The organism is Streptomyces sp. NBC_01233, assembly GCF_035989305.1.
Lineage (GTDB): Bacteria > Actinomycetota > Actinomycetes > Streptomycetales > Streptomycetaceae > Streptomyces.
Window position 1 is genome coordinate 8,442,742 of the sequence record NZ_CP108514.1, and the last position, 23,681, is coordinate 8,466,422.

The following is a 23,681-nucleotide window of genomic DNA, read 5'->3' on the forward strand; positions in this document are numbered from 1 at the left end:
CGGCACGCGGGATGCTGGAGTCGCGCCGATCCCGCCCCCCGCGAGCGGAGGCCGCTGTGCCGGACCGTCCCACGCCAGACCATCCCCTCGCCCTCGAACTCCTCGTCCACGGAGTCGCCGGCGCCGCCCCCGGCGAGCTGCTCGGCGACCCGCGCACCGTCCGCGTCACCGGAGACTCCACCGCCGCCGTCTTCCGCCGCACCGAGGACGCCGACGCCGAAGCGCACCCCGAGCGGTACGCCGGGCGGCCCGTCCCCGAGGCCTACTGCTGGTCCCGGCTCACCTCCGGCAACGGCGCCCGCGCCCTGTGGCTGCTGCTCCTGCCCTTCATGGTGGCCAACCTCGCCCACTGGGCCCGGCCCGCCACGCCCCCCGCCGACCCCGCCCCGCGCGCGGTGCGCACGTACGGGGTCCTCGTACGGATCCTCGCGCTCAGCCTGACCGTGCTGCTGATCGCGGCCGCCTGCGAGGTCGCGCTCGACCTGTTCGCCTGGCAGTGCGCGGGCTCCCGCACCTGCACCGGCTCCCGCTCCCGGCTCGGCTTCCTCGCGCCCGGAGGCGGCTGGTGGGCCCAGCCGGGGCGCCGCCTCGCCCTCGGAGCGCTGGTCCCCGCCGCACTGACCGGGCTGCTCTGGTTCCTTTCGAACCGCACCTGGAGCGCCTACGAGTCCCAGCCGCCGCCCGCCGGCTCCGCCGACCCGGACGCCGCCTCCGACACGGCGCCCGCGCTCGGCCGCCCGGGATTCTGGTACGGGCGCCGGATCGTGGCCCGGCTGCGCGCCGCGCACACCGCCGCCGGGCTGCTCACCGTGGCGGTGGCCGTCGCCGTGCCCACCGCCCGCTACGACCGGCGGGCCGGCGCCCCCGCCCTCGAAGCCCTCGGCTGGACCATCCAGGCGCTGCTCGCCGCCGGCGCCGTCACCGTGGCCTGGGTCGTCTGCAGGCGCGGCCGCTCCGAAGTCCGGGCCGACCACCGGCTCGACCGGGCCGCCGCCACCCTGCTGCCCGGCGCCGCCCTCGCCCTCCTCGCCGCCGTCCTCCTCCACGCCTGCTGGTCGCGCCCCGGCTGGGCCTCCACCGGACGGCTCCCCGGGGACTTCGCCTTCGGCCTGCTCATGCTGGGGCAGGGCTGCTGCGTGCTCGCCCTCGCCGCCGTGGCCCGGTCCCTGCACCGACGGGCCCCCGATCCGTCGGCCGCCCTGCACGGCCTCGGCGGGCCCGCCGTCGCCATGCTCGGCTGCGCGCTCGGCGGGGTGATGTCCGGCGGGGTCGCCCAGCGCGTCGCCGACTGGCTGGACGGCGGTGCCACCCCCGGGATGGCCGGCACCCCGCTGCCCGGGCCGCCGGTGCTGCTGTCCTGGCAGGCCGCGGTGTTACCGCCCATGCTCCTCGTGCTGGCCCTGCTCGCCGTCTGCTTCGCGGTGCGCGGTGCCCGCTCCCGGGCCCGGCTCGCCGCAGCCGTGGCCGCCGAGTACCCGGGAGAGGCGCCGGACGGGGCCCGCAGCCGCCGGATCGCCGGGGCGCGGACCGCGGCCGCGCTCACCGACTCCGCGCCCTGGTTCGTGGCGGCCGTCTCCGGGATCACCCTCGTGCTCGGCGCGGGCGCCCTCGCCGGAGCCTGGCTCAGCGGACAGGTGCCGGGCGAAGCGGCCCGCGGGACCCAGCCGTTGCTGGAGGGCGCCGCCCGCGCTGCCCAGGACGCCGGGTCCTGGCTCATCGGACTCGGCATCGCCGTCTTCGTCACCTGGGGCCGCCGCGCCTACCGGGACCCCTCCGCCCGCCGGACCATCGGCATCCTGTGGGACGTCGGCACCTTCTGGCCGCGCGCGGCCCACCCCTTCGCACCGCCCTGCTACGCCGAGCGCGCCGTCCCCGACCTGACCTGGAGGATGGCCGGCTGGACCGGCCGCACCGGCGGCCGCCTGGTGATCTCCGGCCACTCCCAGGGAAGCGTGCTCGCCGCGGCGGCCGTCTGGCAACTCCCGCCGCCCGCCCGGCGCCGGGTCGCCCTGCTCACGTACGGATCCCCGCTCGGCCGCCTCTACGGCCGCTGGTTCCCCGCCTACTTCGGTCCCGGGCCGCTCGCCGCCCTGCACCAGGAGGTCGACTGCTGGCGCAACCTCTGGCGGGCCACCGACCCCATCGGCGGCCCGGCGCTTCCCGGGGCGGGGCAGGACGTGGACCGCGGCCCGCTCGCCGACCCGATCGCCTACGGACGCAGCTCCCGCCACCCGCTGCCCGCGCCGATCCTGGGCCACTCCGACTACCAGGCCGATCCGGCCTTCGCCGCCGAACGCGACGCCCTGCTCGCCCGGCTGGACGCGGCCGCACGGGGCGACGTACCCCCTCAGCGGGCCCCCGTCAGCAAGGAGCGGGCAGGGCCGGCAGGGCCGGGAGGTCCGCCGGGAACAGCAGGGTGAGCTCGTCCGTACTGGGCTCCGACAACTGGGCCACCCGGCCCGCGTGCCGCTCCACCATCGACTCGAAGGTCTGGCGCGCGGTGCGGCCGTTGCCGAAGGCCGGACCCTTGGGGAGCTCCGTGAAATAGGTCAGCAGGGCCTCGGAGGTGCCCTCCCCGAGCCGGTACTCGTGCTCCTCCGCCTGCTGCTCCACGATCCTCAGCAGTTCCCCGGGCCCGTAGTCGCCGAAGGTGATGGTCCGGGAGAACCGCGAGGCCACACCGGGGTTGACGGTCAGGAAGCGGTCCATCTCCGCCGTGTACCCGGCGACGATCACCACCACCGCATCCCGGTGGTCCTCCATCAGCTTCACCAGCGTGTCGATCGCCTCGCGCCCGAAGTCCCGGCCCGAGTCCTCCGGGGCCAGCGCGTACGCCTCGTCGATGAACAGCACCCCGCCGCGCGCCCGCTCGAAGGCCTCCTGCGTGCGGATGGCCGTGGAGCCGATGTGCTCGCCGACCAGGTCCACGCGGGACACCTCGACCAGGTGACCGCGCTCCAGTACCCCGAGGGAGGCGAGGATCTCCCCGTACAGCCGGGCGACGGTGGTCTTGCCCGTGCCGGGGGAGCCGGTGAAGACCAGGTGCCGGCGCACCGAGGCCGCCTTGAGGCCCGCCTGCTGCCGCCGCCGGCCCACCTCGATCATGTCGGTGAGCGCGCGCACCTCGCGCTTGACGCTGTCCAGGCCCACCAGGGCGTCGAGCTGGCCCAGCACCTCGCCGGAACCCCGCACGCCCGCCGCCGCGCCGCCCTCCGGCCGGTCCGCCGCGGGCCGCGGTACGGTGGCGGGCGCCCGGGCCGGCTGCGGTACGGAGCTCTGTGCCGCCGTGACCGTACGGATCCCCGCCTGCGCCCCCGCGAGTCCGCCGCCCGAGGCCGACTGGGCAGCCAGGCGCGGGCCGGACTTGTCGCTCGTGCACTCCTCGGCGAGCGGCCCGTCCTCCGCGAACTCGTAGCCCCCGCGGGCACAGCGCTCGGTGTGGCAGCGGGTCAGCGTGGTGCGGCAGCCGTCCATGACGTGGAAGCCGAAACCGGAACTGCCCGTCACCCGGCAGGCCGTGAAGGTGCCGCGGCCGCCCGCCGACACGTAGAACCCGGCCTCGGCCGGGGAGGTGACCGTGCACCGCTCCAGAGCGGGATCGGCGCCCTTGGTGACGATCACGCCGGTCTGCACGGCGTCGATGGTGCAGTTGGCGAGCGTGCCGCCGCTGCCGTGGTCGCGGAACCACGCCCCGGTGGCCGCCTCGCGGATCCGGCAGTCGTCGAGCTGCGCGGTCGCCCCGTCGCTCACCGAGACGGCGGTGTTGCGCACCTGGGACAGGTCGCTGTCGACCACGTCGACGCGCGAGCCCCGGTCCAGCACGAACAGCGCGTCCGGCACGTCGTGCACCCGGCAGGAATCGAGGGCGACGGTGGCGCCGTCACTGATCCACACCGCCGGATAGTCGCCCGTGCTGTCGTGGATCTCGCAGGACTCGGCGTCCACCCGGGTGCCCGGGTCCCACACCGACAGCCCGTTGCGGCCGAAGCGGCGGACCGTGGTGCGGCTGAGGGTGAGCACCGAACGGGACCTCAGGTCGACGGCGTTCTCCGGGATGTCGTGGATGTCGCAGCCGGCCAGGGTGAGGACCGCGTCGGTGTCGAGGGTGACCCCGTCGGCCGAGGTGCGGTGCACCGCGCAGTCGGTGAGCCGGGCCGTGGCGCGGGCGGCGATCTGCACCCCGGAGCCCTTGACCTCGTACACCTCGCAGCCCAGCGCCTCCAGGCCCGAGCCCTCGCCGGTGACCCCGATGCCCGCGCCCGTGGCGTGGTGGACGCGGCAGCGCTCCAGCCGGGGCCGGCCGCCGCCGCGCACCGAGATGCCGGTCTGCCCGGCGGCCACGACCTCGCACTCCTCGAACACCCCGCCGCCGCCGTCCAGCACGGCGATTCCGACACCGGCCGGGTTCTCCACCGTGCACCGGCGCACGAGGGGCCGGGCTCCGGGGCCGCGTACCTCGATGCCGGCCGCCGAGTGGGTGCTGACCCGCAGATCGGTGAGCTCGGGGCAGCCGTCCTCCACCAGCAGCGCGGGCGCCGCCCGGTCCTGGCCCTCCAGGTACAGGTCCTGGACCACGGCCGAGGCGCGGACGGTCAGCGCGACCCCGTCGAGCGGGGCGATGCGCACCGACCCCAGCCCGCCCTCGGGCCCGCGCAGGGTGACGGCGTGGTGCAGTACCAGGTTCTCCCGGTAGGTGCCGGGGGCGACGGTCAGCACGTCCCCGTCTCCCGCGGCGGCGAGCGCGGCGGCCAGCGTCGGATATTCACCGGAGCGGCGCCGCCACCGCGAAGACCCGCCGTGCGTCACCTGGACCGTGCCCTGAACCATGGTGCTGTCGTACCCCCACCCTCGTACTCGCGCTGCCCGATGCGACCGAAGCCACTGACGTCTGAAGCCACCGGAACCACTGAACTCACCGGATCCGCCGCAGCCGCTCCGTGTGGTTCAGCGCCGTGGGAACGGCTGGGGCCACCGAAGCTGCTGGAGCGATCGATCCGGCCGCCCCACCGTAGCGCGCGCGGAGCCGAAGAGGTGCCAGGTCAACTCCCCGCGCCCGCTCGACCCCAGTCCGGTCCGGCGGCCGCCCAGGCCCGGTCCAGACGTATGTACCGCCGATGCACGAGCCGCCGTACGACCAGCCGCCGGACCGTCTCGCCCAGCGCGGCCACCCCGATCGCTGCGGCCAGGCCGGCCATCCCCGCGTGGAAGGCGGCCGAGGACGGGTCGAGCGGCTGCCCGACGAGCCTGCCGTGCGCATCGGTCCATATCCGGAACCGGTCGCCGGCGCGAGGCGGTTCCTCCGCGGCCGGCACGGTGCCCTCGTGGCTGCTGCCGTCCGGCGCGGTCCACGAGGCCACGATCTGCGTACGGTGCGGCGCGGTCCGCTGCGCCGACTGGTCGGCGGTCACGTCCGCCGCCGACTCCGGCGCCGGCCGGACCACCACGGCCGGAACGAGATGACGCTCCTGCCGCTGCTCCTGCGCGGCCTGCTGCAGTGTGCCGTCCACCCGCAGGCCCGCGACCCATCCGACGGCCGGAGCCACCACGAGCACGCACACCAGCGCGGCGAACGCCACCCACGCCTCGAAGAGATCGGTCGGCCGGCGCAGCGGATTGCGCCGCCAACGCCACACACCCATTGCTGTCCGCACGGTCCGGCTCCCCCAACTTGTGCCAGTCTCCCTCTGCCCACGTGTCCTGACTGATCCAACGGCGCGGTCGTGCCTGTTGGTTCCAGCGTGGATGCGGAGCCCCCCGAAGGTGTCAATCCGGGTCGGCTGGTCAGTGCCGGGGCATCCGTGTCATCCGTGCCATGCGCACCCGTGTTGTCCCGGGCAGGGGCATCATTCGCGCTATTCACATCATTTGCGTCATTCCAGGACGCGAACCTCGTCGCCGACGTGCACCGTGCCCAGCCGCACCGGCACGAGGAGCCGCCCGAACGCCAGCGACTTGCCGATCCGCCGGTGCTTCCCCAGGGTCTTCAGGGGTTCCCTGCCCCGCTCCGCCGTCGCCTGGTCGGTGGTGGTGACGACGCACCGGCCGCACTCCCGTGCCCCGCGGAAGACGGCGTCGCCGATAGCGATGCGCCGCCAGCCGTCCTCGGCCCACGCCTCGGCACCGGATACCACCACATTGGGGCGGAAACGGTTCATGGGCAGCGGACCCTCCTCGGGATGGTCCCCCTGCGCGATCAGCGAGTTGAGCGCGTCCAGCGAGGCGAGGGTGGTGATCAGCAGCGGATAGCCGTCGGCCAGGCTCACCATCTCGCCGGGCAGTGCGTAGTCCGGATCCACGGGACGGCGTACGGACGGATCGTCCAGATGTACCAGCCGCACCGGCTCCTGCAGGTACGTGCTGAACCAGTCGGCCGCGGCGCTCGCCGCGACCACGGTCTCGACCTTCTTCCCGAACAGGACGACCGGCTCCAGCGGACCCGGCTCGGGCACCTCCACGACCAGCTCCGCCATGCCCGGCGCGGTCACCGCGATCCGGCCGCCGGCCATCGGACGGGCCGCCGCCAAGGTCAGCTGCGGATGGCGGCGTTGGGTGATGACCGTGCCCCCGGAGTCGACCAGCGCCCACCGCCGGTCTCCGGACAGACCCCAGGGCTCCACGGCCGCCTCGTCGGGAGCGGCCCCCGCTACCGATTTGACGGGATGGACGTGGAGCGCCTGGACGTGCAATTTCGACATGGGGGAATACTGCCAGCCCCCTCCGCCCTCCCGGCGCCGGTCAGCGGCCCGGTCAGTAACCACGCCCCTGGTACTGGCGGCCGTACGGGTCCTCGTACGAGGCCGCGGGCACCGGCGCGGGCACCTGCATCGGACGCGGCGCGGCCGGGCGCATCGCCTCGTACCCGGTGGCCATGGCCGCCGGACGGGGCTGCTGCGGCTGGGGCTGCGGCACGTATCCGGTACGCGCCGGAACCGGCTGCTGCTGCGGGATGTACGGGGCGGGCGCGTGCTGCAGCGGCATCGGCTGCGGGGCGGCCTGCTGCTGGTACGGGTATCCGTAGGCCGGAGCCTGCTGTTGCTGGGGGGCCGGCGGCAGCGCGGGCAGCGCCGACGCCAGGGCCGGCAGGTACCCGCCGCTCGAATATCCGGCACTCGGAGACTCGTAGGCGGCCGGAACGCGGATCGGGGCGATCTGCGGGGTGCCGCGTTCGGCGACGAGGGAGTCGTAGATGGGGGTGTCCGGGAAGGAGGGCGCGGAGTAGTAACCGCCGCCATAAGTGGAGCGGGGGGAGGTCATGGGACCTAAGTTAAGCCCACGACTTCACCGGGTCCATAGCGAGGTGCCGTCAACACCGCCCTGACCTGCATCTTCGCAGGTCAGGGCCTCACCTTTCACTTCACGTTCACGTGCACGATTCACCACTTCCGCCCCACCTTGTTCCTACTCGTACTCACCGGTTGGGTGTTGCACCGACTTCGCGCTGACGCAGCGTCACAACGCGGTGACCTCGGATGACTCGCTTCCGGGCAGCAGTTCGTCGTTTCAGGCGTCGCTGGGACGGGCATAGGTACGCCCCTTCCAGGATGCACCGCGCCCCCGGTAGTGCTGAACGGCCGAGTCGATGGTCATCAGGAGGTACAGCAGGGCCGTGAGCGGAAGCAGTGGGGCGAGCGCGGCGGGCTGCCGGTAGTAGCGCAGCATCGGCAGGTACGTGCCTGCCATCAGGAGCCAGGCGAGCCCCCCGGCCCAGGCGACGCCGGGGTGTCCGGTCGCGAGCCCCGTCAGGAGGGCGGCCGGGGGCACGAGGTAGACGAGCACCAGCCCGGCGACCGTACCGGCCAGCAGGAGGGGCTGGTGGCGCAGTTGCGCGTAGGCGCTGCGCGAGACCATCCGCCACAGGTCGGCGAGCGCCGGGTACGGGCGCACGCTGTCCACCCGCTCCGCCAGTCCGAGCCAGATCCGGCCGCCGGAGCGGTGGACCGCGCGGGCGAGGGAGACGTCGTCGATGACCGCCTGGCGGATGGAGTCGGGGATCCCCGCCCGCACGGCGGCCTCGGTGCGCAGCAGCACGCAGCCTCCGGCGGCCGCCGCGGTCCGGGCGGAGGGCCGGTTGATCCGGCGGAAGGGGTACAGCTGGGCGAAGAAGTACACGAAGGCCGGTACGACGAGCCGTTCCCAGAAGCCCGCCACGCGCAGGCGGGCCATCTGGGAGACGAGGTCGAGGTCGGCTGAGGTCGCGGCGGCGACGAGCTCGCGCAGGCTGTCGGGCTCGTGCGCGATGTCGGCGTCGGTGAGGAGGAGGAACTCGGGCTCGGTGGCGTGCGCGGTGCGGGCCAGTGAGATGCCGTGGCGCAGCGCCCAGAGCTTGCCGGTCCAGCCGGGGGCGGGGTCGCCGGGGGAGGCCACGGTGAGCGGGAGCCCCGGCTGGCCGGCCGCGAGCCGGAGCGCGAGGCCGCCGGTGCCGTCGGTGCTGCCGTCGTCGACGAGGATCACCTCGGCCTCGCCGGGATAGTCCTGGGACAGGAGCGAGGGCAGGCTCAGGGGCAACACCTCGGCCTCGTCCCGGGCGGGGACGACGATCGCCACGGACGGCCAGCGGGTGGGGGCGGTGCGCGGGGGGAGGCGGACGTCGGTCCGCCAGAACATGCCCTGGGCGAACGTGAGCCAGAGCCAGGCGGCGAGGGATGCGTAGGCCGCGCAGGCGGCGGTGAAGAGGCCCATGGCGGCAGTGTGCCGGGCCCCGGCGGGCGGGTCGCGCATCCGCCCGCGTCGGGTGCGGCGGCCCTCGCCGGGCGGGTGGGCGGGACACGGCCGGTGCCCCGTGGGCGCGTGCCCCGCGTGGCCTGCGGCCGGGCCGAGCCGGTCGGTCCCCGTGACCGGGCTGGTCGGGTGGCCCCGGCAGCCGGCAGCCGGCAGCCGGCAGCCGGCAGCCGGCAGCCGGTCGGGGGTGGCGGGGGGCAGGGTGGTCGGGGTGGTTGGGTTGCCGCCCGGGGCGGTCCCTGAAGCGGGATGCGCGGTTCCGGGACGGTCGCTGGGACCGGAGTGGCCGGGGTGGTGCCCGTGACCTCGGTGCCGGGTGGCCCCGTGCGCGGCGGTCGGGGGCGGGGTGTCGGTGGTGGCGGCCCGGGCGGGGTGGGGGTCGACTAAGGTGGCCCGGTGAAGATCGCGCTCATGGACTCCGGAATCGGCCTCCTCGCGGCGGCCGCGGCGGTGCGCCGGCTGCGGCCGGACGCGGACCTGGTCCTGTCCTCGGACCCCGACGGCATGCCCTGGGGCCCGCGGACTCCCGCCGACCTCACCGAGCGGGCGCTCGCCGTCGCCCGGGCCGCCGCCGCGCTTCGCCCGGACGCGCTGATCGTGGCCTGCAACACCGCCACCGTGCACGCCCTGGACGCCCTGCGCGCGGAGCTGGAGCCCGTCATTCCGGTCGTCGGGACCGTACCGGCGATCAAGCCCGCCGCGGCCGCCGGCGGCCGCGTCGCGATCTGGGCCACCCCCGCCACCACCGGCAGCGCCTACCAGCGCGGGCTGATCCGCGACTTCGCCGACGGGGTCCGCGTCACCGAGGTGCCCTGCCCCGGGCTCGCCGACGCCGTGGAGGCCGCCGACGACGCCGCCGTGGCGGACGCCGTGGCCGCGGCCGCCGCGCTGACCCCGGCCGACGTCACCGACGTGGTGCTCGGCTGCACGCACTACGAGCTGGTCGAGAGCGCCATCAGGGCCGCCCTCGCCGCGCGGACGGGGGGAGCCGAGCTGGTCTACCACGGCTCCGCCGAGGCCGTCGCCGTCCAGGCGCTGCGCCGCCTCGGTTCCCGGCCCGAGCCCGCTCTGCCCCGCACGGGCGCGCTGACCGTACTGCGCAGCGGGCGCGAGGGGTCCCTGCCGGCAGCCGCGCTCGAATACGCGGAGGGCCGGCTGCTGGCGGGCCAGGGCGCGCCCGTCGGCTGACAGCCGCTCGCTGACGAGAGACAACGAGACGAACCGTCTTGCGTAAGGTTCGAGCGTCGTCTACGGTTGCGGTTATAACGAGACGAGACGGTTCGTCTTGCTCGACTTCTCTCAGCACTCCCGTCACTCGAAGGGGGATCGCCCTTGCGTGCTCCACTCGCCTCCACCCGGATCGTCCTGTCCGAGGTCACCAAGAGCTACGGCACCCGTGTCGTCCTGGACCGCGTGAGCTGTACGGTCCGGCCCGGCGAGCGGGTCGGAGTCGTCGGCGACAACGGCTCCGGCAAGTCCACCCTGCTCCGCCTCCTCGCGGGACGGGAACGGCCCGACCGCGGTGAGGTCACCGTCACCGCCCTCGGCGGTCTCGGGCACCTCGCGCAGACCCTCGACCTCCCGCCTTCCGCCCGCGTCGGCGAGGCGGTCGACCTCGCCCTCGCCGACCTGCGCGCCCTCGAACGCCGGATCCGCGCCGCCGAATCCCGCCTGCACCGGGCCGGGCCCGAGGAACTCGCCGCGTACGGGGACCTCCTCGCCGCCTACGAGGCCCGCGGCGGCCGCGACGTTGAACGCCGCGTCGCGACCACCCTGCGCCACCTCGGCGAACGCCACGCGCTCGACCCGGACCGCCGGCTCGGCACCCTCTCCGGCGGTCAGCGCTCCCGGCTCGCGCTCGCGGCGGCCCTCGCCGCCGAACCGGAGCTGCTGCTGCTCGACGAACCGACCAACGACCTCGACGACGAAGCGGTCGGCTGGCTGGAGGAGCACCTGCGCGCCCACCCCGGAACCGTCGTCGCCGTCACCCATGACCGGCTCTTCCTCGACCGCGTCACGACCGCCGTTCTGGAGGTGGACCAGGACCGCCGGACGGTCCGCCGCTACGGCAACGGCTACGCCGGGTTCCTGACCGCCCGCGCCGCCGAGCGCGCCCGCTGGGAGAGGGAGTACGAGGAGTGGCGCGAGGAGGTCCGCAGCGCCGAGCGGCTCGCCGACACCAACATCGGGCGCTTCGCCGCCATCCCCCGCAAGCTGCCCCGCGGCTTCAGCGGAGCCGGCGCCTTCCGGGCCCGCTCCCGGATCCACGGCGCCGCCGGCCGCATCCGTGCCGCCCGCGAACGCCTGCACCGGCTGACCGGGAACCCCGTTCCGCCGCCCCCGCAGCCGCTCGTCTTCACCGGCCGGTTCACCGAAGGTGCCGCAGGGGCGGTGGAGTTGGCCGGCGCGGCCGTGCCGGGACGGCTCGAACCCGTCTCGCTCACGCTCGCGCCGGGGGAGCGGCTCCTGCTGACCGGACCCAACGGGACCGGAAAATCAACTCTGTTGCACCTACTGGCCGGTGAACTGGAGCCCGCACAGGGCCTCGTACGGACGCCACCGCGCGTGGGACTCCTCCGGCAGGACGACCGATGGGCCCGCGAACTCCGCTCAGCCGTGCAGGTGTTCGGCGAGGAGTACACCGACCAGGTCGCCCGGCACGGCCTGCTCGCCCCGGACGACCTCATCCGGCCGGTACGCCTCCTCTCGGCCGGCCAGCGCCGCAAGCTGGAGCTGGCCCGGCTGGTGGCCCGCCCGCTCGACCTGCTGCTCCTGGACGAGCCGACGAACCACCTGGCCCCGGCCGTGGTGGAGGAACTGGAGGCGGCCCTGGCCCGCTTCGGCGGGACCCTGGTCCTGGTCACGCACGACCGGAGGCTGCGCGCGGCCTTCCGGGGGCGCCGCCTGGAGCTTCAGCGGGAGCCGGCGACCAGCCGGCCGGCCGCCTCGAGGCACTGAGCCAGCGCCCGCAGGCCGTCCGCGTCCAGGACCCGTTCCCCGAACCCGGGCAGCGGCACGTGCAGGGCGGCCGTCCAGGCCTCCGGGACCTCCCCCTGTCCGTACCGGGCCCCGGCCAGGGTTCCCGTCACGGCGGCCACCGTGTCGGTGTCGCCGCCGAGGTCCACCGCCGCCCGTACGGCGTCAGCGAACCCGGTGGTGGTGCGCAGTGCCCACACCGCGGAGCCCAGGCAGGGCCACACCGCCCCGTTGAACTCGGTGGCCATCTCGGGGTGCCAGTCGGGGCCGAGTACGCGGCCGTAGCGCTCGCGGTGGTCCGGGTGCACCGCGGCGAGCGTCCCCGGGAGGGCGGCGAGCGGATCCGCCCCGTCCAAGGCGACGCGGACGAGCTCGTGCAAAACTGCCGTTCCCTCCCAGGCGGCCCGGTCGCCGTGCGTCAGCGCCGCGATCCGGCGCGCGGCGTCCATGGTCCGCTCCCGCCCGGCGCCGGCGAAGTACACCGCGGAGGTGGCGGCCCGCATGAGGGAACCGTTGCCCGCGGCACGGGTGTTGACCTGGAAGTGCAGGGCGGCCGCGAGGTTCCACGGCTCGCCGTTCGTCAGCACGTCCTCCGTCTGGAGGCCGATGTCCTTGGGCTGTCCGGCCGACCACCGCTGGAACCGGGCGAAGACGTCCGGGAGTTCGAGGCCGCCCTGCTCCAGCAGGGACTCGCCGACCAGCACGGCCATCTGCGTGTCATCGGTCGCCTCGCCCGGATCCCACCCGCCGCCCCCGCACATCTCCTCCCCGCGCGCGGTCAGTTGACCCGCCGGGCCGAACTCGTACGGCGCGCCGAGCGCGTCGCCCGCCGCCGAGCCCAGGACGGCCCCCACGGCGCGGTCGAGGCGAGTGGTCACGACATCTCCTCGGGGCATACGGCGGCCAGCAGGGCGCGGGCGAAACGGTCGAGGTCGTCCAGGCCGGCCGCCGCCAGGGTGGCGGGAGCGCCGGACAGCAGGTGGGGGATGGCGCCGTGCAGCGCGAGGGTGAGCGCGCGGGCCCGCTCCGGCCCGGCCGGCAGCCCCGCCCCGCGCAACAGGTGCGCGTGCGCGGCGAAGTCCGCCGCGGCGATCGGGTCCAGCAGCCCGGCCAGCCACGGCCGTCGCGTCCCCTCGCTCTGGAGCTCTAGGTACGCGAGGACGCGCGGCCGGCCCGGCCCGGCGACATCCCGCAGCAGCCCGGCGAGCAGTGCCGCGAGCTGCTGCGCGTCGGCCGGCCCCGGCCCGGGCCCGGCCAGGGATGCGGCCAGCGCCCGGTACTGCTCCACGCAGCGTTCGGCGACGGCCCGCAGCAGGGCGTCCCGGGTCGGGAAGTAGTTCTTGGCCGTGCCCGTGGGCACGGCGGCGGCCGCGTCGACGGCCCGGTGCGTCAGCCCGCGCCCGCCCGCTTCGGCCAGTACGGCGACGGCCGCGTCCCGCAGCCGGTCCCTCCGGTCCTGATTCACGTTGCCACCCTAACTACATCCGTGGTACCACAGATGTAGTACCACGGATGTGGTGGTCGGCCGGGGACGCAGGTGAGGGGACGCGCCATGAGCAGCGAGACCGAGACCGAGACCGAGGCCAAGACCGGGGCAGGGGCCCGGGCTGAGAGCGGGCGGGCGCGCGGCGCGGGTACGGCCGTCGTGGTCGGGGCGGGGGTCGGCGGGCTCGCCACCGCCATCGGCCTGCGCCGCGCTGGCTGGACGGTGACCGTCCTGGAGCGTCGTGCGGAACTCGACCGCTACGGCACCGCCTTCGGGATCCACCCCACCGCCCAGGCCGCGCTCGACCGGCTCGGCCTCGGCGACGCGCTGCGGGCGCGCGCGGTCCCGTACCGCGGCGCCCGTATCCGCCGCCCCGACGGCACGGTGCTCGCCGCCCTCCCGCTCGAACGGATCGAACGCAAGGCGGGCAGGCCGGAACTGCTCTTATCCCGGCCCTACTTGATCGACGCACTGCTCGCCGAGCTCGACCGGCTCGGCGGCGTGCGGATCGCGTACGGGCACCGCCTCACCGACCCGGCCGCGCTCGCCGCGGCCCCGGCCGACCTGGTCGTCGGCGCCGACGGCATCAACAGCGCGGTCCGTACGGCGTACTTCGGCCGCCGCAGCCGCCCGCGCCCGATCGGCACGGTCGCCTGGATCGGCATCGCCGGATTCGAGATGGGCCTGTACGGCGAGACCTGGGGCGACGGCCGCTTCTTCGGCATGACCCCCGTGGAACCCGGCCGCACCGACTGGTACGCCACCGTCCCCGAGGCCACCACCGCCCGTGACGTACGGGACGCCTTCGCCGACTGGCACGACCCCGTCCCGCGCGTCCTGGCCGAGACCGACCCCGCCACCTGGATCCGGTACGAGATGCGCCACCTCTACCCGGCGCTCCCCACCTTCGTCGCCGACGGCCGGATCGCCCTCGTCGGCGACGCCGCCCACGCCATGACACCCAACCTCGGCCAGGGCGCCTGCACCGCCCTGCTCGACGCCGAGGCGCTGACCCGCGCCGTCGCCGGCATCGGCGCCGTGGGCGGACCGGCCGGGCTGCCCGGCGCCCTGCGCGCGTACGACGCCGAGCGCCGCCGCAGCGCCCAGCGCGTCGCCTTCGGCTCCCGGAACCTGCACCGTTTCGTGACCGCCCGCCGGCCCGCTCTGCGCGACGCGCTCGTCCGCCTGCTGCCCGGTGGCGGGCCCAGCGGGCGCGCTGATCCGGCGCGCTGATCCGACTGGGCGAGCGGCAGTGGCGTACCGGCGCAACGTGAGTACGCTGCTACACATGACGGCTCACCCCCCGGGTCCGTTCTGGACGGGCCGGGCCTCCAACCGCGTGCAGTGGCTGCTCGCAGCGGCCGGTGCGGCCTGTCTGGCGCTCGGGATCGAGCTCGCCGTCGACAACGCCTGGACCTCGGGCTTCGTCCCGCTCCTCATGGCCGTGGCCGGCTGCCTCGCGGCCGGGCTGCTCATCCTCTACGGCACGCTCGCCTTCGTGCACGTCGCCGTCACCATCGATTCCGAGGCCCTGGTCGTGCGCTGCGGCCACATCGGGCTGCCGCGCCGCACGATCCGGCTCGCCGAGGTGACCTCCGCCGAGTTCCTGCCGCGGATCACCCCGCAGCAGTGGGGCGGCTGGGGCTACCGCTGGCGACCCGAGAAGGGCACGGCCGTGATCGTCCGCCGCGGCGAGGGCCTGGAACTCCGGCTCGGCGACGGAAAGCTCTTCACGGTCACCGTCGACGACGCGGAGGACGCCGTCCGCGTCATCCGCACCCACCTGCGAGCCCTCGCCCGCTGAGCGGGCCTCTTCCGGAACACACCGCGGCGCCACCAAGGCCGAAGGGGCAGCCCAGGGAACGCCGTGGCCGGGTCGGCGCCTGGCCGGGAGCCGTCGTCGGTCAGGGTCGCGGTCAGGCGCCCGTCCGCGAGGGCCACTCCGACGTCGCTGCCCTTCGAAACGGCCGACGGCGTGCCGCACGAGGGCCGGCCGCCGTTCGCCCTGCACTTCGTGTTGCGTCGAGCTGCAGGTTCGCCCGGTGGATCAGGACGGCCACGTCCCGTTCGCCGGGCCCGGGGCCGGCCAGTCGTGCAGGCAGTCGACCAGCGCGTGCCGGTCGTGGCCGAAGCAGCCGAGGAAGGACAGCTCGTGCAGGCGCCGCGGTTCCCCGACCGTCAGAGGCGGTGGATGCGGTCGACGCCGTACCAGTTCGACACGCACGCGGCGACCCAGTCCCGCTCGTAGTCCTCCGTGAAGAAGGGCTCGGAGAGGACCCCGATGTACGTGGGCTGGTAGCCCACGTCCGTGGCGCCCTGCGCGGTCTCGGTGAGGATGCGGGTGTTCTGGGCGTCCCAGGCCACGGAGCGGGCGACCGTCGTGGTGGTGAGTTCCACGACGCTCGGGACGATCGCGGTCACCGAGGCCAGCGCCAGGCAGCCCGCCGCCACGGCGCCGGTCGCGAGAGCCGCGTCGGGGGAGCGGCGGCCGGCGAGCCACCGGCCGCCCCGGGCTCCCAGCAGTGCGCCGTAGCCGCAGAGCGCGAGTTCCATCGGCACGATGAAGTTCGTCCAGGCGCGGGCGAAGGTCCACCCGCTCGGGCCGTAGCCGCTGTGCAGCCCCACCACCACCGCGAACGATCCCAGCACCACCACGGGCACCGGCAGAAGCAGCGCGGCGGTCAGCGCCCGGCGCGGGACGGTCCGCCGCGGCTCCCGCTTTCCGGGCGCCCGCCCGCGCAGGCAGCACGCCAGGCCCAACAGGACGCCGACGGCCGCGGCTCCGAGGTACGCCCACTGGCCGGTGACGACGTCCCACACGCGCAGCCAGTCCGCGAAGGCGCCCCGGAGTTCGCCCGCGGAGAGCACGGACTCCTGGTTCAGCTGCTGGGCCCGCCGCCACCGGGCGCCGGGGGAGGTGTACAGCACGGCCAGACCGCAGGCGAGGCCGGAGCACCACAGCAGGCACCAGGTGAACGGGTGCCAGTTCCGCGCCAGGCCGAACCTGGGCACGCAGACCAGCCCGACCAGGCCGGCGAGCAGGGCGCTGACGAGCGCGAACGGCTCGCTCAGGGTGCCGAGCGCGAAGGCGAGGAGGAACGCCGAGACGAAGCCGGCCACGCGGGCGGGGGCCCGGGGGCGGCGGACGGTCCACAGGGCCAGCAGGATCGCCCACACGCCGATGACGCTCGGCACGGTGTGCGAGATCGTCGCCGGGGCCCACAGCAGTACCTGGTAGCTGTGGGTGCCCGCGAAGTAGACCAGGGCCTGGACGACCAGGGCGCAGGCGGTCAGGACCAGCAGCCGGGGCCTGCCGCCGAGGAACCGGACGAGCTCACGCCCCAGCAGGACCAGTCCGGCGGTGAAGCAGACGACGATGACCGTCGGCACGATCTTGGTCCCGGCCGGTCCGTCGCCGTAGACGACGCCGCTCAGGAAGGCGTTGGCGATCCTGCCGTTCTGGGTCCGGTAGAAGTCGGACGTGATGCCGAGGACTCCCAGGTCGCGGGTCTTCCACGCGGCGCACCAGTCGTCGGAGGTGGGCCGCACGTAGAGACCGAGGAAGCATCCGACGGCGATCAGGGCTCCGGCCGCGGCGACGAGCGTCGCCCCGGCCGCCGGGAGGAGCCTGCGCAGGACGGGGCGGCGGCCCGTTTCCCCGCCCGCCGCGGGACCAGGGGCCCGGACGTCCTCGTCCTCTATCGCAGCAGCGCTCATTCCCCACCTCTTCGCAGCGGGGGCCGCTCTTCGCGGGGCCCGGGAACACCCATCGTGTGCACGGCCCGCTGCCACCTGCATCCCGGGTGCGCCTGGACGGGTACGGAGCAGTGAAACCGTTCCTAGTCAGTGAGCAGGAGTGAGTCTTGGACTCACTGCCTGGCACTGCGCGCATCCCGAACGGTTTTGGATGCACTGGTCGCCCGCGTTCCCTGGTGTTTCCCCGTCCGGGCACGTGCATCGTGTGCATGTTCCGTGACGGGGCGGCGGGTTTCCTCACGTCCTCGGACACCGCGTTCGGCCTGGACGGTCCGATGCCCCACACGATCACTCTGGTCGTGTGGGGGCGGTGCCGTCCGACGCCGGATCGGGTGTCCGAGGGCGCGTCGTCCGATCGCGATGCCGGCGGCATCGTGACGGGACATCGTGCGGCGTGGGGTGACCAGCGGTTTCTGCCAGTGCTGGCCTCCCCACTGCGAGGTGTAAGCGGGATCGACTGCGACGATGACAAGACCGGCTTCGGCGGCCATCGACACGAGTCGGGCCTTGAGCCTGCCGGTCGGCATACCGGAAACGAGCTGCCGGAACCGTTTCCTGCGGCCGTGCTTCTCACGGGTCTTCTCCGCAGCGAAGTCGAGGTCTTCCAGGCCGATGGCCTTGGCCCCGGCACTCTTGGTCCAGTGCAGTACCTGGGTGATGGCATGGCGGATTTGCGCGTCTCGGTGGTCGGCCGACCCGGACAGGTCGTAGTAGAAACGGTGCGGTTCGCCTACTGGGTTGCCGTGGGTGTCGAGGCGGTAGGCGGCGAAGTGGTCGGCGTTGGTGTCCACGCCGACCATGCCGTTTGCGCGGGCGGTCGCGAGCGGGATCGTCTGGACAACCGGACGTTGCCAGGAGGCGCTGAGGTACCAGCGCCCGCGGGAGACATCCAGGTGGATGCGGTACGCGACGGCCCGGTTGTCCTCGATGCGATCGGCCCATTCCTCGCCCCGGTGCTGAAACGACACCCTGGACATGAGGATGTACCGGCCGTGCTTGCTGTTGGCCAGGTGTGCGAGCGGGGTCGGGAGCTTGATCGGCACTTCGCCGTCGGGGGTGACGCGGATGGTCTCGTTCCCCAACCGTTTGCCCGACTCGCCGTCAGCGGCCAGGAACCAGCGCTCCGCCTCCCACCGCTGCCGCCATTCGGCCTCGGTGATCTGCGTTTTCTCCAGGTTGTGCCGGTTGTTGAGGAGCCGTCGCCCGCCGCGCACCACGTGCACGCGCCCGGCTTCCCGGTCGGCGCGAGCGGCATCGAGCCGGTGCTCCAGGACCTGCAGGCGGCGGGACTTGTCAAACCACTCGCCCTTCGACCGGTATCCGCCGGCCGCCCTCTTCGTACCGCGTTCGCCGATCGGTAGGGACAGTCGGTGCTTCAGGGTCCGGATACCGGCCTCAAGGGATTGAATGTGTGCGAGCTGGCAGCGCCGGGAGAGCGCCCACTGATCGTGTGTGGCCTTCGTGATCGACCCGGCCCAGCGGGACGACGATGCGGCGGTGAGGCCATGCTTGCGGGCCGCCCACCTTTGCGCGTCATGGTCGTTGCCATCCGCGCAGCGGGCCGCCAGGTCGAGGGACGCCAGGTGTCCAAGGTGCTCACCCACAAGCCGCAACACCTTCTCGTCCTGGGGCGTGAGGTGCTTGAGGCGGTCGCGTATCGCCACACCGGACGGGCCGAGGGCCACGAACGGCGCGTCGATGGTGCGGAGCTGCCTCTTCTTCGGCTGCTCAGTCATGGGCTGCCGCCGCTTCCAGAGCCTTCTCCGCCCGGTTCTTCGCAGAGCGGCGGCCGTACAGGCGGGCACAGAAAGAGGTCAGAACCTCAACCATGTCCCGTACCGGGTCGTCCTCGACTTCGCCCTTGTCCAGGACCACCAGGCGGCGGCCGGTCGCGGACAGGGCGGCTTCGATGAGTTCGACGTTCATCCGGCCGAGGCGGTCTTTGTGCTCGACCACCACAGTGGTCACCGCCGGGTCGGCCAGCAGACGACGCGCCTTTGCCCGGCTGCCGTTCATGCCCGAAGCGATCTCGGATTCGACCCGCACCACTCGGTGCCCGGCCTCCGCGGCCCACTCGGTCAGCCGGGCGACCTGACGTTCCAGATCCTGCCTCTGACCGTGGGAAGAAACGCGGGCATACAGGCCCACGCCACCCGTCACGGACGCTGACGAGTTCGCCTCGACGTTGACCAGGATCGTGCGGGGCCCCACTCGTTCCGCAGGGACCGGCAACGCGCCCTCACGGAACCAGCGATACGCGGTCTGCGGATGCACACCCTGCGCCTTCGCCCACTCCTTGAGGTTCATACACCCGACCGTAACCACACTCACCCAAATGCACTATCACTCACAAGAGCGAATCAAAGGACCAACAGTGCCCGACCCCTCGGCCCCCTTGAAACCCCTCGGAACTCCTCGTTCACCCGGGCGGCGGGCGATCCGTGGCAGCCTCCGCCCGCTTCTTCCAGGATGGGGAACCCGGGTCCGCGCGGATCCGGGGACGGCGGAGGGAGTGGCGATGCCCGGTGTCCTCGGCTGCTGGGCGGTCGCCACGGCGGCCTTCGCGAGCTTCGCCGTTCCCCTGTGCCCCACGGGCAGCTACGCGCCCCTCTCGACGCTCGTCGCCCCCACCGTCGGCCTCCTCTCCAACACGACGGCCGCCGAAGGCGTTCCGCGGTCCGTCGCCGAGGGCGCGCGGTACGTCGACGGGAGCAACGTCCTGCGGTTGCCGTCGGGCCGGTGGAAGTACCTTCCCGCCGGCGGGAAGGAGTCGGCCGTGGTCGCCGCCGACCATCCGCCGGCGGTGCGGCAGATCGCGCAGAGCCGCGCCTGGCTGGCCTCCGGCCGGGTCCCGGGCCGGTCGCCCGCACAGCGCGCCGCGGCCGGGCGGGCCCTCCTGGCCATGCGCGCCCTGCTCCGGCCCAACGGCGCCGTGGCCGCGGCGTGGAGCCCCGGCTGGAACTACTCCTGGCCGCGCGACTCCAGCTTCGCCTCCGCCGCGTTCGCGCACACCGGCCATGACGCGGAGGCCTACCGGATCCTGCGCTACAGCGCCGCGACCCAGCGCAAGGACGGCACCTGGGAGGCGCGGACGAAGCTCGACGCCACCGGCCCGCCCGACGGCAGGTGGTGGCAGCTCGACGCCAACGGATGGGTCCCCTGGGCCACCTGGCAGTGGTACCGGACGGCCCCTCCGGCCACCCGCCGCGCCCGGCTGACCACCCTCTACCCGATGATCCGCAAGGCCGCCGACCGCGCCGTCGCCTCCCTGCGGGCGGACGGCCTGCCCCCGGCCTCCCCCGACTACTGGGAGCTGATGACCACCACCACGAACATCGGCACGGCCGCGCCGCTGCTCGCCGGGCTCAACGCCTCCGCGGACCTCGCCCGGGAGTCGAACCGGCCGGGCGACGCGGCGCGCTGGGCCCGGGCCGCACGGCGGCTCTCCTCGGGGATCTCCGCGCGGTTCGCCCCCCTGGGGTACCAGCGCACCGTGGACGGTCGGCACGGACGCGACAGCGCGGTGACGTTCATGGCGCCCCCCTTCAACGCGGCCCCCGCCGGCCTGCCCGGGGCGCTGGACGCCACGTACCGGGCCCTGCTCCTGCCCAACGGGGGCCTGACCCCCGGAAACGACTCCACGGCACCCTGGGGCGCGAACGCCTGGACGCCCAGTACGGCGCTCTTCGCGCTCGCCTGGGCCGCCACGGGCGACACGGCGAAGGCCGGACCGGTCCTCGACTGGGTCCTCGCCAAGCGGAACTCGCTCGGCGAGCTGCCGGAGAAGGTGGACAAGGAGGGCAGGGCCGCCTCGGTGGCCCCCCTCGCGTGGACGGGCTCGATCGCCGTCCTGGCCCTCGTGGCGCTCGACGGCACGGCTCTGCCCACGCCGCCCCTGCGGCCGTAGGGGGTGGTGTCTCAGACGGGGTCCGTCCCGTCGCCCGCCGGCGGGGCGGTGCGGACCCGCTCCAGCGCGGCCAGCAAGTGCCGGTAGGCGAGTTCTTCGGCCGCCACCGCCCGCGCGAGGGGCGGGTGGTGCGGATCACGGCGGGACCGGGCCTGTGCCGCGGCCGCGAGGCGGAGCTGCCTCGTCCGGCGCACCTCGTTCCAGGCCGCCACGTAGGCGTCGTCGAGGAGCCGGTGGTCGAGGACCTCGGAGAAGGCGCGCTCCGCCAGGGCGTCGAGCCGGTCGAGGTCGTCGGAGCAGTTTGCGGGGGCCTTCCCGGCGCATCCTTCTCCGAGGGCCCGGGACAGCGACCGCACGGTCGCCCCCAGGTCCGGATACCCCCAGGCCGGCGCCGCGTCGTTCCGGCAACCGGTGGCGAGGGCCAGCAGCAAGGCGGCGCAGGCCACGGTGCGGACCCTTCCCGGTCCCGCGCTCGCGCGCGCGGTGGAGCAGGCGGCCATGGGCGCTCCGATCACCAGCGGTCAGCCGGTCAGCCGGTCAGCCGGTCGGCCGGTCGGGTCGGCCGGTCGGGGGCCGGCCCCGTCCGCGTCCCGACGTGGTGCCCGCCATCGTCGCCCGCACCGGCCGGCCCTGCCAACCGGAGCTTCAATGACGACAGGAGCCGACGGCAGGGGCTCAGCGCCCGGCCTGTACGACCGTCGAGGGCTGGACCGCCCGGTGCCAAGGGGAGGAGGGCGGGCGGCTGCCGGGCGGCTCGGATCCGGCCGGGGGCGCCGTCGTGACGTGCAGGCCGGCGTCCAGGCCGAGGGCTGCGGCGATGGCCGTGCCGTCCGGCTCGGCCACGGCCGCCGGAGCACCCGTGTAAAGCATCTGGGACTCGTACCAGGAGGGTGCGTCGCCCGGGCCCGACACGCCGATCGTGCCCGCGCCCGCGCGGCCCGTGAGCAGCCCGCCGCTCACGCCGACGGCGCCGTAGCCGCCCTCGCCGCCGGCCTCGGTGACCGGGGAGAACGTCGGCGCGGGGCCGCCCGCGGTGGCCAGGCTCGTACCGACGGTGCCCGTTCCGGGGCGGCGGAAGTGGAGGCGGACGCCGTCGCCCTGCGGGTTCGCCGACAGGGGTCCGGTGGTCGCCGGCAGTCCGGTCGGGAAGGGGCCGCCGAAGGGGGCGTCCGGCGTCGGCCGGACCCAGGCCAGTACGGACCGGGCCGTGGCCGCGTACACGTGGCGCCGCCCGGACGCGTCGGTCGCGGTGACCGGGTCGCCCTGCAGGCCGGCGCCGCCCAGGGCCTGCCACGCGCCGAAGGCACCGTCCGGGGCGTCCTGCGCGCGGGCGCGCAGGGTGCGCCGGGAATCGCGTACGTACACGGTCATCCGGCCCGCGCCGTCCACGGCGACGGCCGGTGCGCTGATCGCCGAGGTGCGGGATATGTCTGCGGTGTCCGGGGTGCCCAGCGACTGCCACGGGCCGAAGGCGCCGCCGGGCGCGGTCTGGACGGCGTACACGAGGTCGCGTCCGTACTCCTGGGGGGCGGTGCCCAGGGTGGTGCGGGTGCCGAAGACCGCGATCCTGCCGTCGGGCAGCCGGACGGACGTCGCGCCCGCGTCGATCCCGGAGCCGGGGAGGAACTCGGGCCCCTGCCAGGGGGCCTTGGGGCCGCTGCGCGTCCAGTACGCCATCCGGCCGTCCAGGACGGCGAAGGCACACAGCCGGCCGGAGGCGCCCTCGGTCATCCAGGAGGTGCCGTCGCCCCGGCTGTAGCGGATGGTCTGGTTCCAGCCGGCGCCGGTGGGCCGGGTCGCGGTCTTGCGGTCGCCGCATCCGGCGGTGCTGCCGCACCAGTCCTGGTGGTCCGTCCAGGCATAGGTCTTGAGGTAGCCGAGCTTCTCCTCGGCGGCCTGCGGGTCGAGCGTCGGGGGCAGAGAGCTGTTGGGGTAGCTCACGTAGTTCTGGACCGAGAAGTGCGGCCGGTCCGTGGACTTCGCGTAGCGTTCGGCCGCCGCCTGCACGAAGCGGGCCCCGTACATGTGGTCCTGGTGGTCGAGGAAGGCGCCGCCCTGCGCCCGGCCGGGCGTCGGGTCCTGCGTCCGTATCGTGGTCGGCCGGTACCTCGCGAAGACGTCCGCGATGGCCTCCACGGCCTGCTCCTTGGTGTACGAGAACCAGGGCTTGACCGGCGTCCCGGAGGTGAGCTGGGCGCCCAGGGCGGGAACCTTGCCGTCCCACAGGCCGCGCAGGCTGTCCGGATTGTCACCGGAGATGCTGCGGGCCTCGCGCAACTGCATCCATATGAGGTTGACCTCGGGGCGGGCGACGAGGACGTCCACCTCGGCACTGCCGCCGCCGGCGGTGGGTATGGACCGGCGCTGCCAGGCGCTGGCGCGGTTGCCGGTGGCCATCTGCGCGTAGGCGGCCCGGATGCCGTTCTGCCGGGCCTCCGCGTAGGCGGCGTGGTCGGCGGGGCGTTCCGGATCCTCCAGGTGCGGGCTGTGGGCCTCGTTCCTGCCGTCGGACTCGCCGGAGGTCAGGTACACGGTGGCGACCTTCACGCCCGTCGATATGGAGCGGCTCAGGTCGGGGTTCATGAAGAAGAGGTCGTCGTCGGGGTGTGCGACGACGTGGAGGACCGTGCCCTCGGTCACACTCGGGCGGAAGACCGTCTCGGGGGCCGCCGGCTGCTGCGCGTTCCCGTATCCGTAGGCCCAGGTCGTGACCCCGGCGGCGCCGATGGTGAGCGCGGTGAGCAGGGCCGCGAGGCGGCTGCGGCTGGCCAGGGACATCTGCAACGCCTTGAGGATCGGTCCGGTGCGGAATTCCGCCGAGGGGGTGAGTCGGCGTCC

General features: G+C 74.5%; 18 protein-coding genes. 6 read left to right on the top strand and 12 right to left on the bottom strand.

Features of this window, described 5'->3' with window-relative positions:
• Window positions 1-11: 11 nt before the first annotated feature.
• Window positions 12-2,420, top strand: a complete 2,409-nt coding sequence (locus tag OG332_RS39395; RefSeq protein ID WP_327417939.1) for a hypothetical protein — start codon at window positions 12-14, stop codon at window positions 2,418-2,420.
• Here OG332_RS39395 and OG332_RS39400 read toward each other — a convergent pair.
• The 5 genes from OG332_RS39400 to OG332_RS39420 all read right to left on the bottom strand — a co-directional run bounded on the left by OG332_RS39400 (window position 2,362) and on the right by OG332_RS39420 (window position 8,679).
• Window positions 2,362-4,827 (bottom strand): right-handed parallel beta-helix repeat-containing protein, encoded by a 2,466-nt coding sequence (locus OG332_RS39400; RefSeq protein ID WP_327417940.1) that lies wholly within the window; start codon window positions 4,825-4,827, stop codon window positions 2,362-2,364. The genes OG332_RS39395 and OG332_RS39400 overlap by 59 nt on opposite strands.
• Before the next feature lie 212 nt (window positions 4,828-5,039).
• Window positions 5,040-5,651, bottom strand: coding sequence for an Rv1733c family protein (locus tag OG332_RS39405; protein ID WP_327417941.1), 612 nt, complete (start codon window positions 5,649-5,651; stop codon window positions 5,040-5,042).
• A gap of 219 nt (window positions 5,652-5,870) precedes the next feature.
• On the bottom strand, window positions 5,871-6,695 hold the full coding sequence (locus OG332_RS39410) for an MOSC domain-containing protein (RefSeq protein ID WP_327417942.1): 825 nt from the start codon (window positions 6,693-6,695) through the stop codon (window positions 5,871-5,873).
• Between the two features lie 52 nt (window positions 6,696-6,747).
• Window positions 6,748-7,254 (bottom strand): DUF6643 family protein, encoded by a 507-nt coding sequence (locus OG332_RS39415; protein ID WP_327417943.1) that lies wholly within the window; start codon window positions 7,252-7,254, stop codon window positions 6,748-6,750.
• Between the two features lie 246 nt (window positions 7,255-7,500).
• Entirely contained in the window at window positions 7,501-8,679 is a 1,179-nt protein-coding gene (locus OG332_RS39420; protein WP_327417944.1) for a glycosyltransferase, read from the bottom strand.
• 435 nt (window positions 8,680-9,114) lie between these two features.
• On the opposite strand from OG332_RS39420, the gene OG332_RS39425 reads away from it, so the two are divergent.
• Window positions 9,115-9,906 (top strand): glutamate racemase, encoded by a 792-nt coding sequence (locus OG332_RS39425; protein WP_327417945.1) that lies wholly within the window; start codon window positions 9,115-9,117, stop codon window positions 9,904-9,906.
• Window positions 9,907-10,050: 144 nt separating this feature from the next.
• Window positions 10,051-11,676: an ABC-F family ATP-binding cassette domain-containing protein gene (locus tag OG332_RS39430; protein WP_327417946.1), complete on the top strand. Its 1,626-nt coding sequence runs from the start codon at window positions 10,051-10,053 to the stop codon at window positions 11,674-11,676.
• Here OG332_RS39430 and OG332_RS39435 read toward each other — a convergent pair.
• Window positions 11,631-12,590: an ADP-ribosylglycohydrolase family protein gene (locus tag OG332_RS39435; RefSeq protein ID WP_442816281.1), complete on the bottom strand. Its 960-nt coding sequence runs from the start codon at window positions 12,588-12,590 to the stop codon at window positions 11,631-11,633. The two genes, OG332_RS39430 and OG332_RS39435, sit on opposite strands and share 46 nt — an antisense overlap.
• Window positions 12,569-13,159 (bottom strand): TetR/AcrR family transcriptional regulator, encoded by a 591-nt coding sequence (locus tag OG332_RS39440; protein WP_327417948.1) that lies wholly within the window; start codon window positions 13,157-13,159, stop codon window positions 12,569-12,571. The genes OG332_RS39435 and OG332_RS39440 overlap by 22 nt, the downstream gene beginning before the upstream one ends.
• Before the next feature lie 180 nt (window positions 13,160-13,339).
• On the opposite strand from OG332_RS39440, the gene OG332_RS39445 reads away from it, so the two are divergent.
• Together OG332_RS39445 and OG332_RS39450 are read left to right on the top strand one after the other, a co-directional pair.
• Window positions 13,340-14,413: an FAD-dependent oxidoreductase gene (locus OG332_RS39445; RefSeq protein ID WP_327419513.1), complete on the top strand. Its 1,074-nt coding sequence runs from the start codon at window positions 13,340-13,342 to the stop codon at window positions 14,411-14,413.
• 55 nt (window positions 14,414-14,468) lie between these two features.
• Window positions 14,469-14,984: a hypothetical protein gene (locus OG332_RS39450; RefSeq protein WP_327417949.1), complete on the top strand. Its 516-nt coding sequence runs from the start codon at window positions 14,469-14,471 to the stop codon at window positions 14,982-14,984.
• Window positions 14,985-15,358: 374 nt separating this feature from the next.
• Here OG332_RS39450 and OG332_RS39455 read toward each other — a convergent pair whose 3' ends face one another.
• The 3 genes from OG332_RS39455 to OG332_RS39465 all read right to left on the bottom strand — a co-directional run bounded on the left by OG332_RS39455 (window position 15,359) and on the right by OG332_RS39465 (window position 19,243).
• Entirely contained in the window at window positions 15,359-16,897 is a 1,539-nt protein-coding gene (locus OG332_RS39455; protein WP_327417950.1) for a DUF6056 family protein, read from the bottom strand.
• Between the two features lie 152 nt (window positions 16,898-17,049).
• Window positions 17,050-18,672 (bottom strand): transposase, encoded by a 1,623-nt coding sequence (locus OG332_RS39460; RefSeq protein WP_327414540.1) that lies wholly within the window; start codon window positions 18,670-18,672, stop codon window positions 17,050-17,052.
• Window positions 18,665-19,243, bottom strand: a complete 579-nt coding sequence (locus tag OG332_RS39465) for an IS607 family transposase (RefSeq protein WP_327414539.1) — start codon at window positions 19,241-19,243, stop codon at window positions 18,665-18,667. Before OG332_RS39465 ends, OG332_RS39460 begins: the two co-directional genes overlap by 8 nt.
• 211 nt (window positions 19,244-19,454) lie before the next feature.
• On the opposite strand from OG332_RS39465, the gene OG332_RS39470 reads away from it, so the two are divergent.
• Window positions 19,455-20,843, top strand: coding sequence for a hypothetical protein (locus OG332_RS39470; RefSeq protein ID WP_327417951.1), 1,389 nt, complete (start codon window positions 19,455-19,457; stop codon window positions 20,841-20,843).
• 11 nt (window positions 20,844-20,854) lie between these two features.
• Here the strand turns inward: OG332_RS39470 and OG332_RS39475 are convergent, their stop codons facing one another.
• Window positions 20,855-21,343 carry a hypothetical protein gene (locus OG332_RS39475; protein ID WP_327417952.1) on the bottom strand — a complete coding sequence of 163 codons (489 nt, stop codon included), beginning with the start codon at window positions 21,341-21,343 and terminating at the stop codon, window positions 20,855-20,857.
• A gap of 175 nt (window positions 21,344-21,518) precedes the next feature.
• Window positions 21,519-23,621, bottom strand: a complete 2,103-nt coding sequence (locus OG332_RS39480; RefSeq protein WP_327417953.1) for a PIG-L family deacetylase — start codon at window positions 23,619-23,621, stop codon at window positions 21,519-21,521.
• Window positions 23,622-23,681 lie beyond the last annotated feature (60 nt).

What these genes read in the sequence shown, in the direction of transcription:
- OG332_RS39415 (WP_327417943.1), bottom strand. Translation starts at nt 7,254, where the DNA reads ATGACCTCCCCCCGCTCCACTTATGGCGGCGGTTACTACTCCGCGCCC.
- OG332_RS39455 (WP_327417950.1), bottom strand. Translation starts at nt 16,897, where the DNA reads ATGAGCGCTGCTGCGATAGAGGACGAGGACGTCCGGGCCCCTGGTCCC.
- OG332_RS39395 (WP_327417939.1), top strand. Translation starts at nt 12, where the DNA reads ATGCTGGAGTCGCGCCGATCCCGCCCCCCGCGAGCGGAGGCCGCTGTG.
- OG332_RS39400 (WP_327417940.1), bottom strand. Translation starts at nt 4,827, where the DNA reads ATGGTTCAGGGCACGGTCCAGGTGACGCACGGCGGGTCTTCGCGGTGG.
- OG332_RS39470 (WP_327417951.1), top strand. Translation starts at nt 19,455, where the DNA reads ATGCCCGGTGTCCTCGGCTGCTGGGCGGTCGCCACGGCGGCCTTCGCG.
- OG332_RS39480 (WP_327417953.1), bottom strand. Translation starts at nt 23,621, where the DNA reads ATGTCCCTGGCCAGCCGCAGCCGCCTCGCGGCCCTGCTCACCGCGCTC.
- OG332_RS39420 (WP_327417944.1), bottom strand. Translation starts at nt 8,679, where the DNA reads ATGGGCCTCTTCACCGCCGCCTGCGCGGCCTACGCATCCCTCGCCGCC.
- OG332_RS39465 (WP_327414539.1), bottom strand. Translation starts at nt 19,243, where the DNA reads ATGAACCTCAAGGAGTGGGCGAAGGCGCAGGGTGTGCATCCGCAGACC.
- OG332_RS39450 (WP_327417949.1), top strand. Translation starts at nt 14,469, where the DNA reads ATGACGGCTCACCCCCCGGGTCCGTTCTGGACGGGCCGGGCCTCCAAC.
- OG332_RS39435 (WP_442816281.1), bottom strand. Translation starts at nt 12,590, where the DNA reads ATGCCCCGAGGAGATGTCGTGACCACTCGCCTCGACCGCGCCGTGGGG.
- OG332_RS39460 (WP_327414540.1), bottom strand. Translation starts at nt 18,672, where the DNA reads ATGACTGAGCAGCCGAAGAAGAGGCAGCTCCGCACCATCGACGCGCCG.
- OG332_RS39475 (WP_327417952.1), bottom strand. Translation starts at nt 21,343, where the DNA reads ATGGCCGCCTGCTCCACCGCGCGCGCGAGCGCGGGACCGGGAAGGGTC.
- OG332_RS39410 (WP_327417942.1), bottom strand. Translation starts at nt 6,695, where the DNA reads ATGTCGAAATTGCACGTCCAGGCGCTCCACGTCCATCCCGTCAAATCG.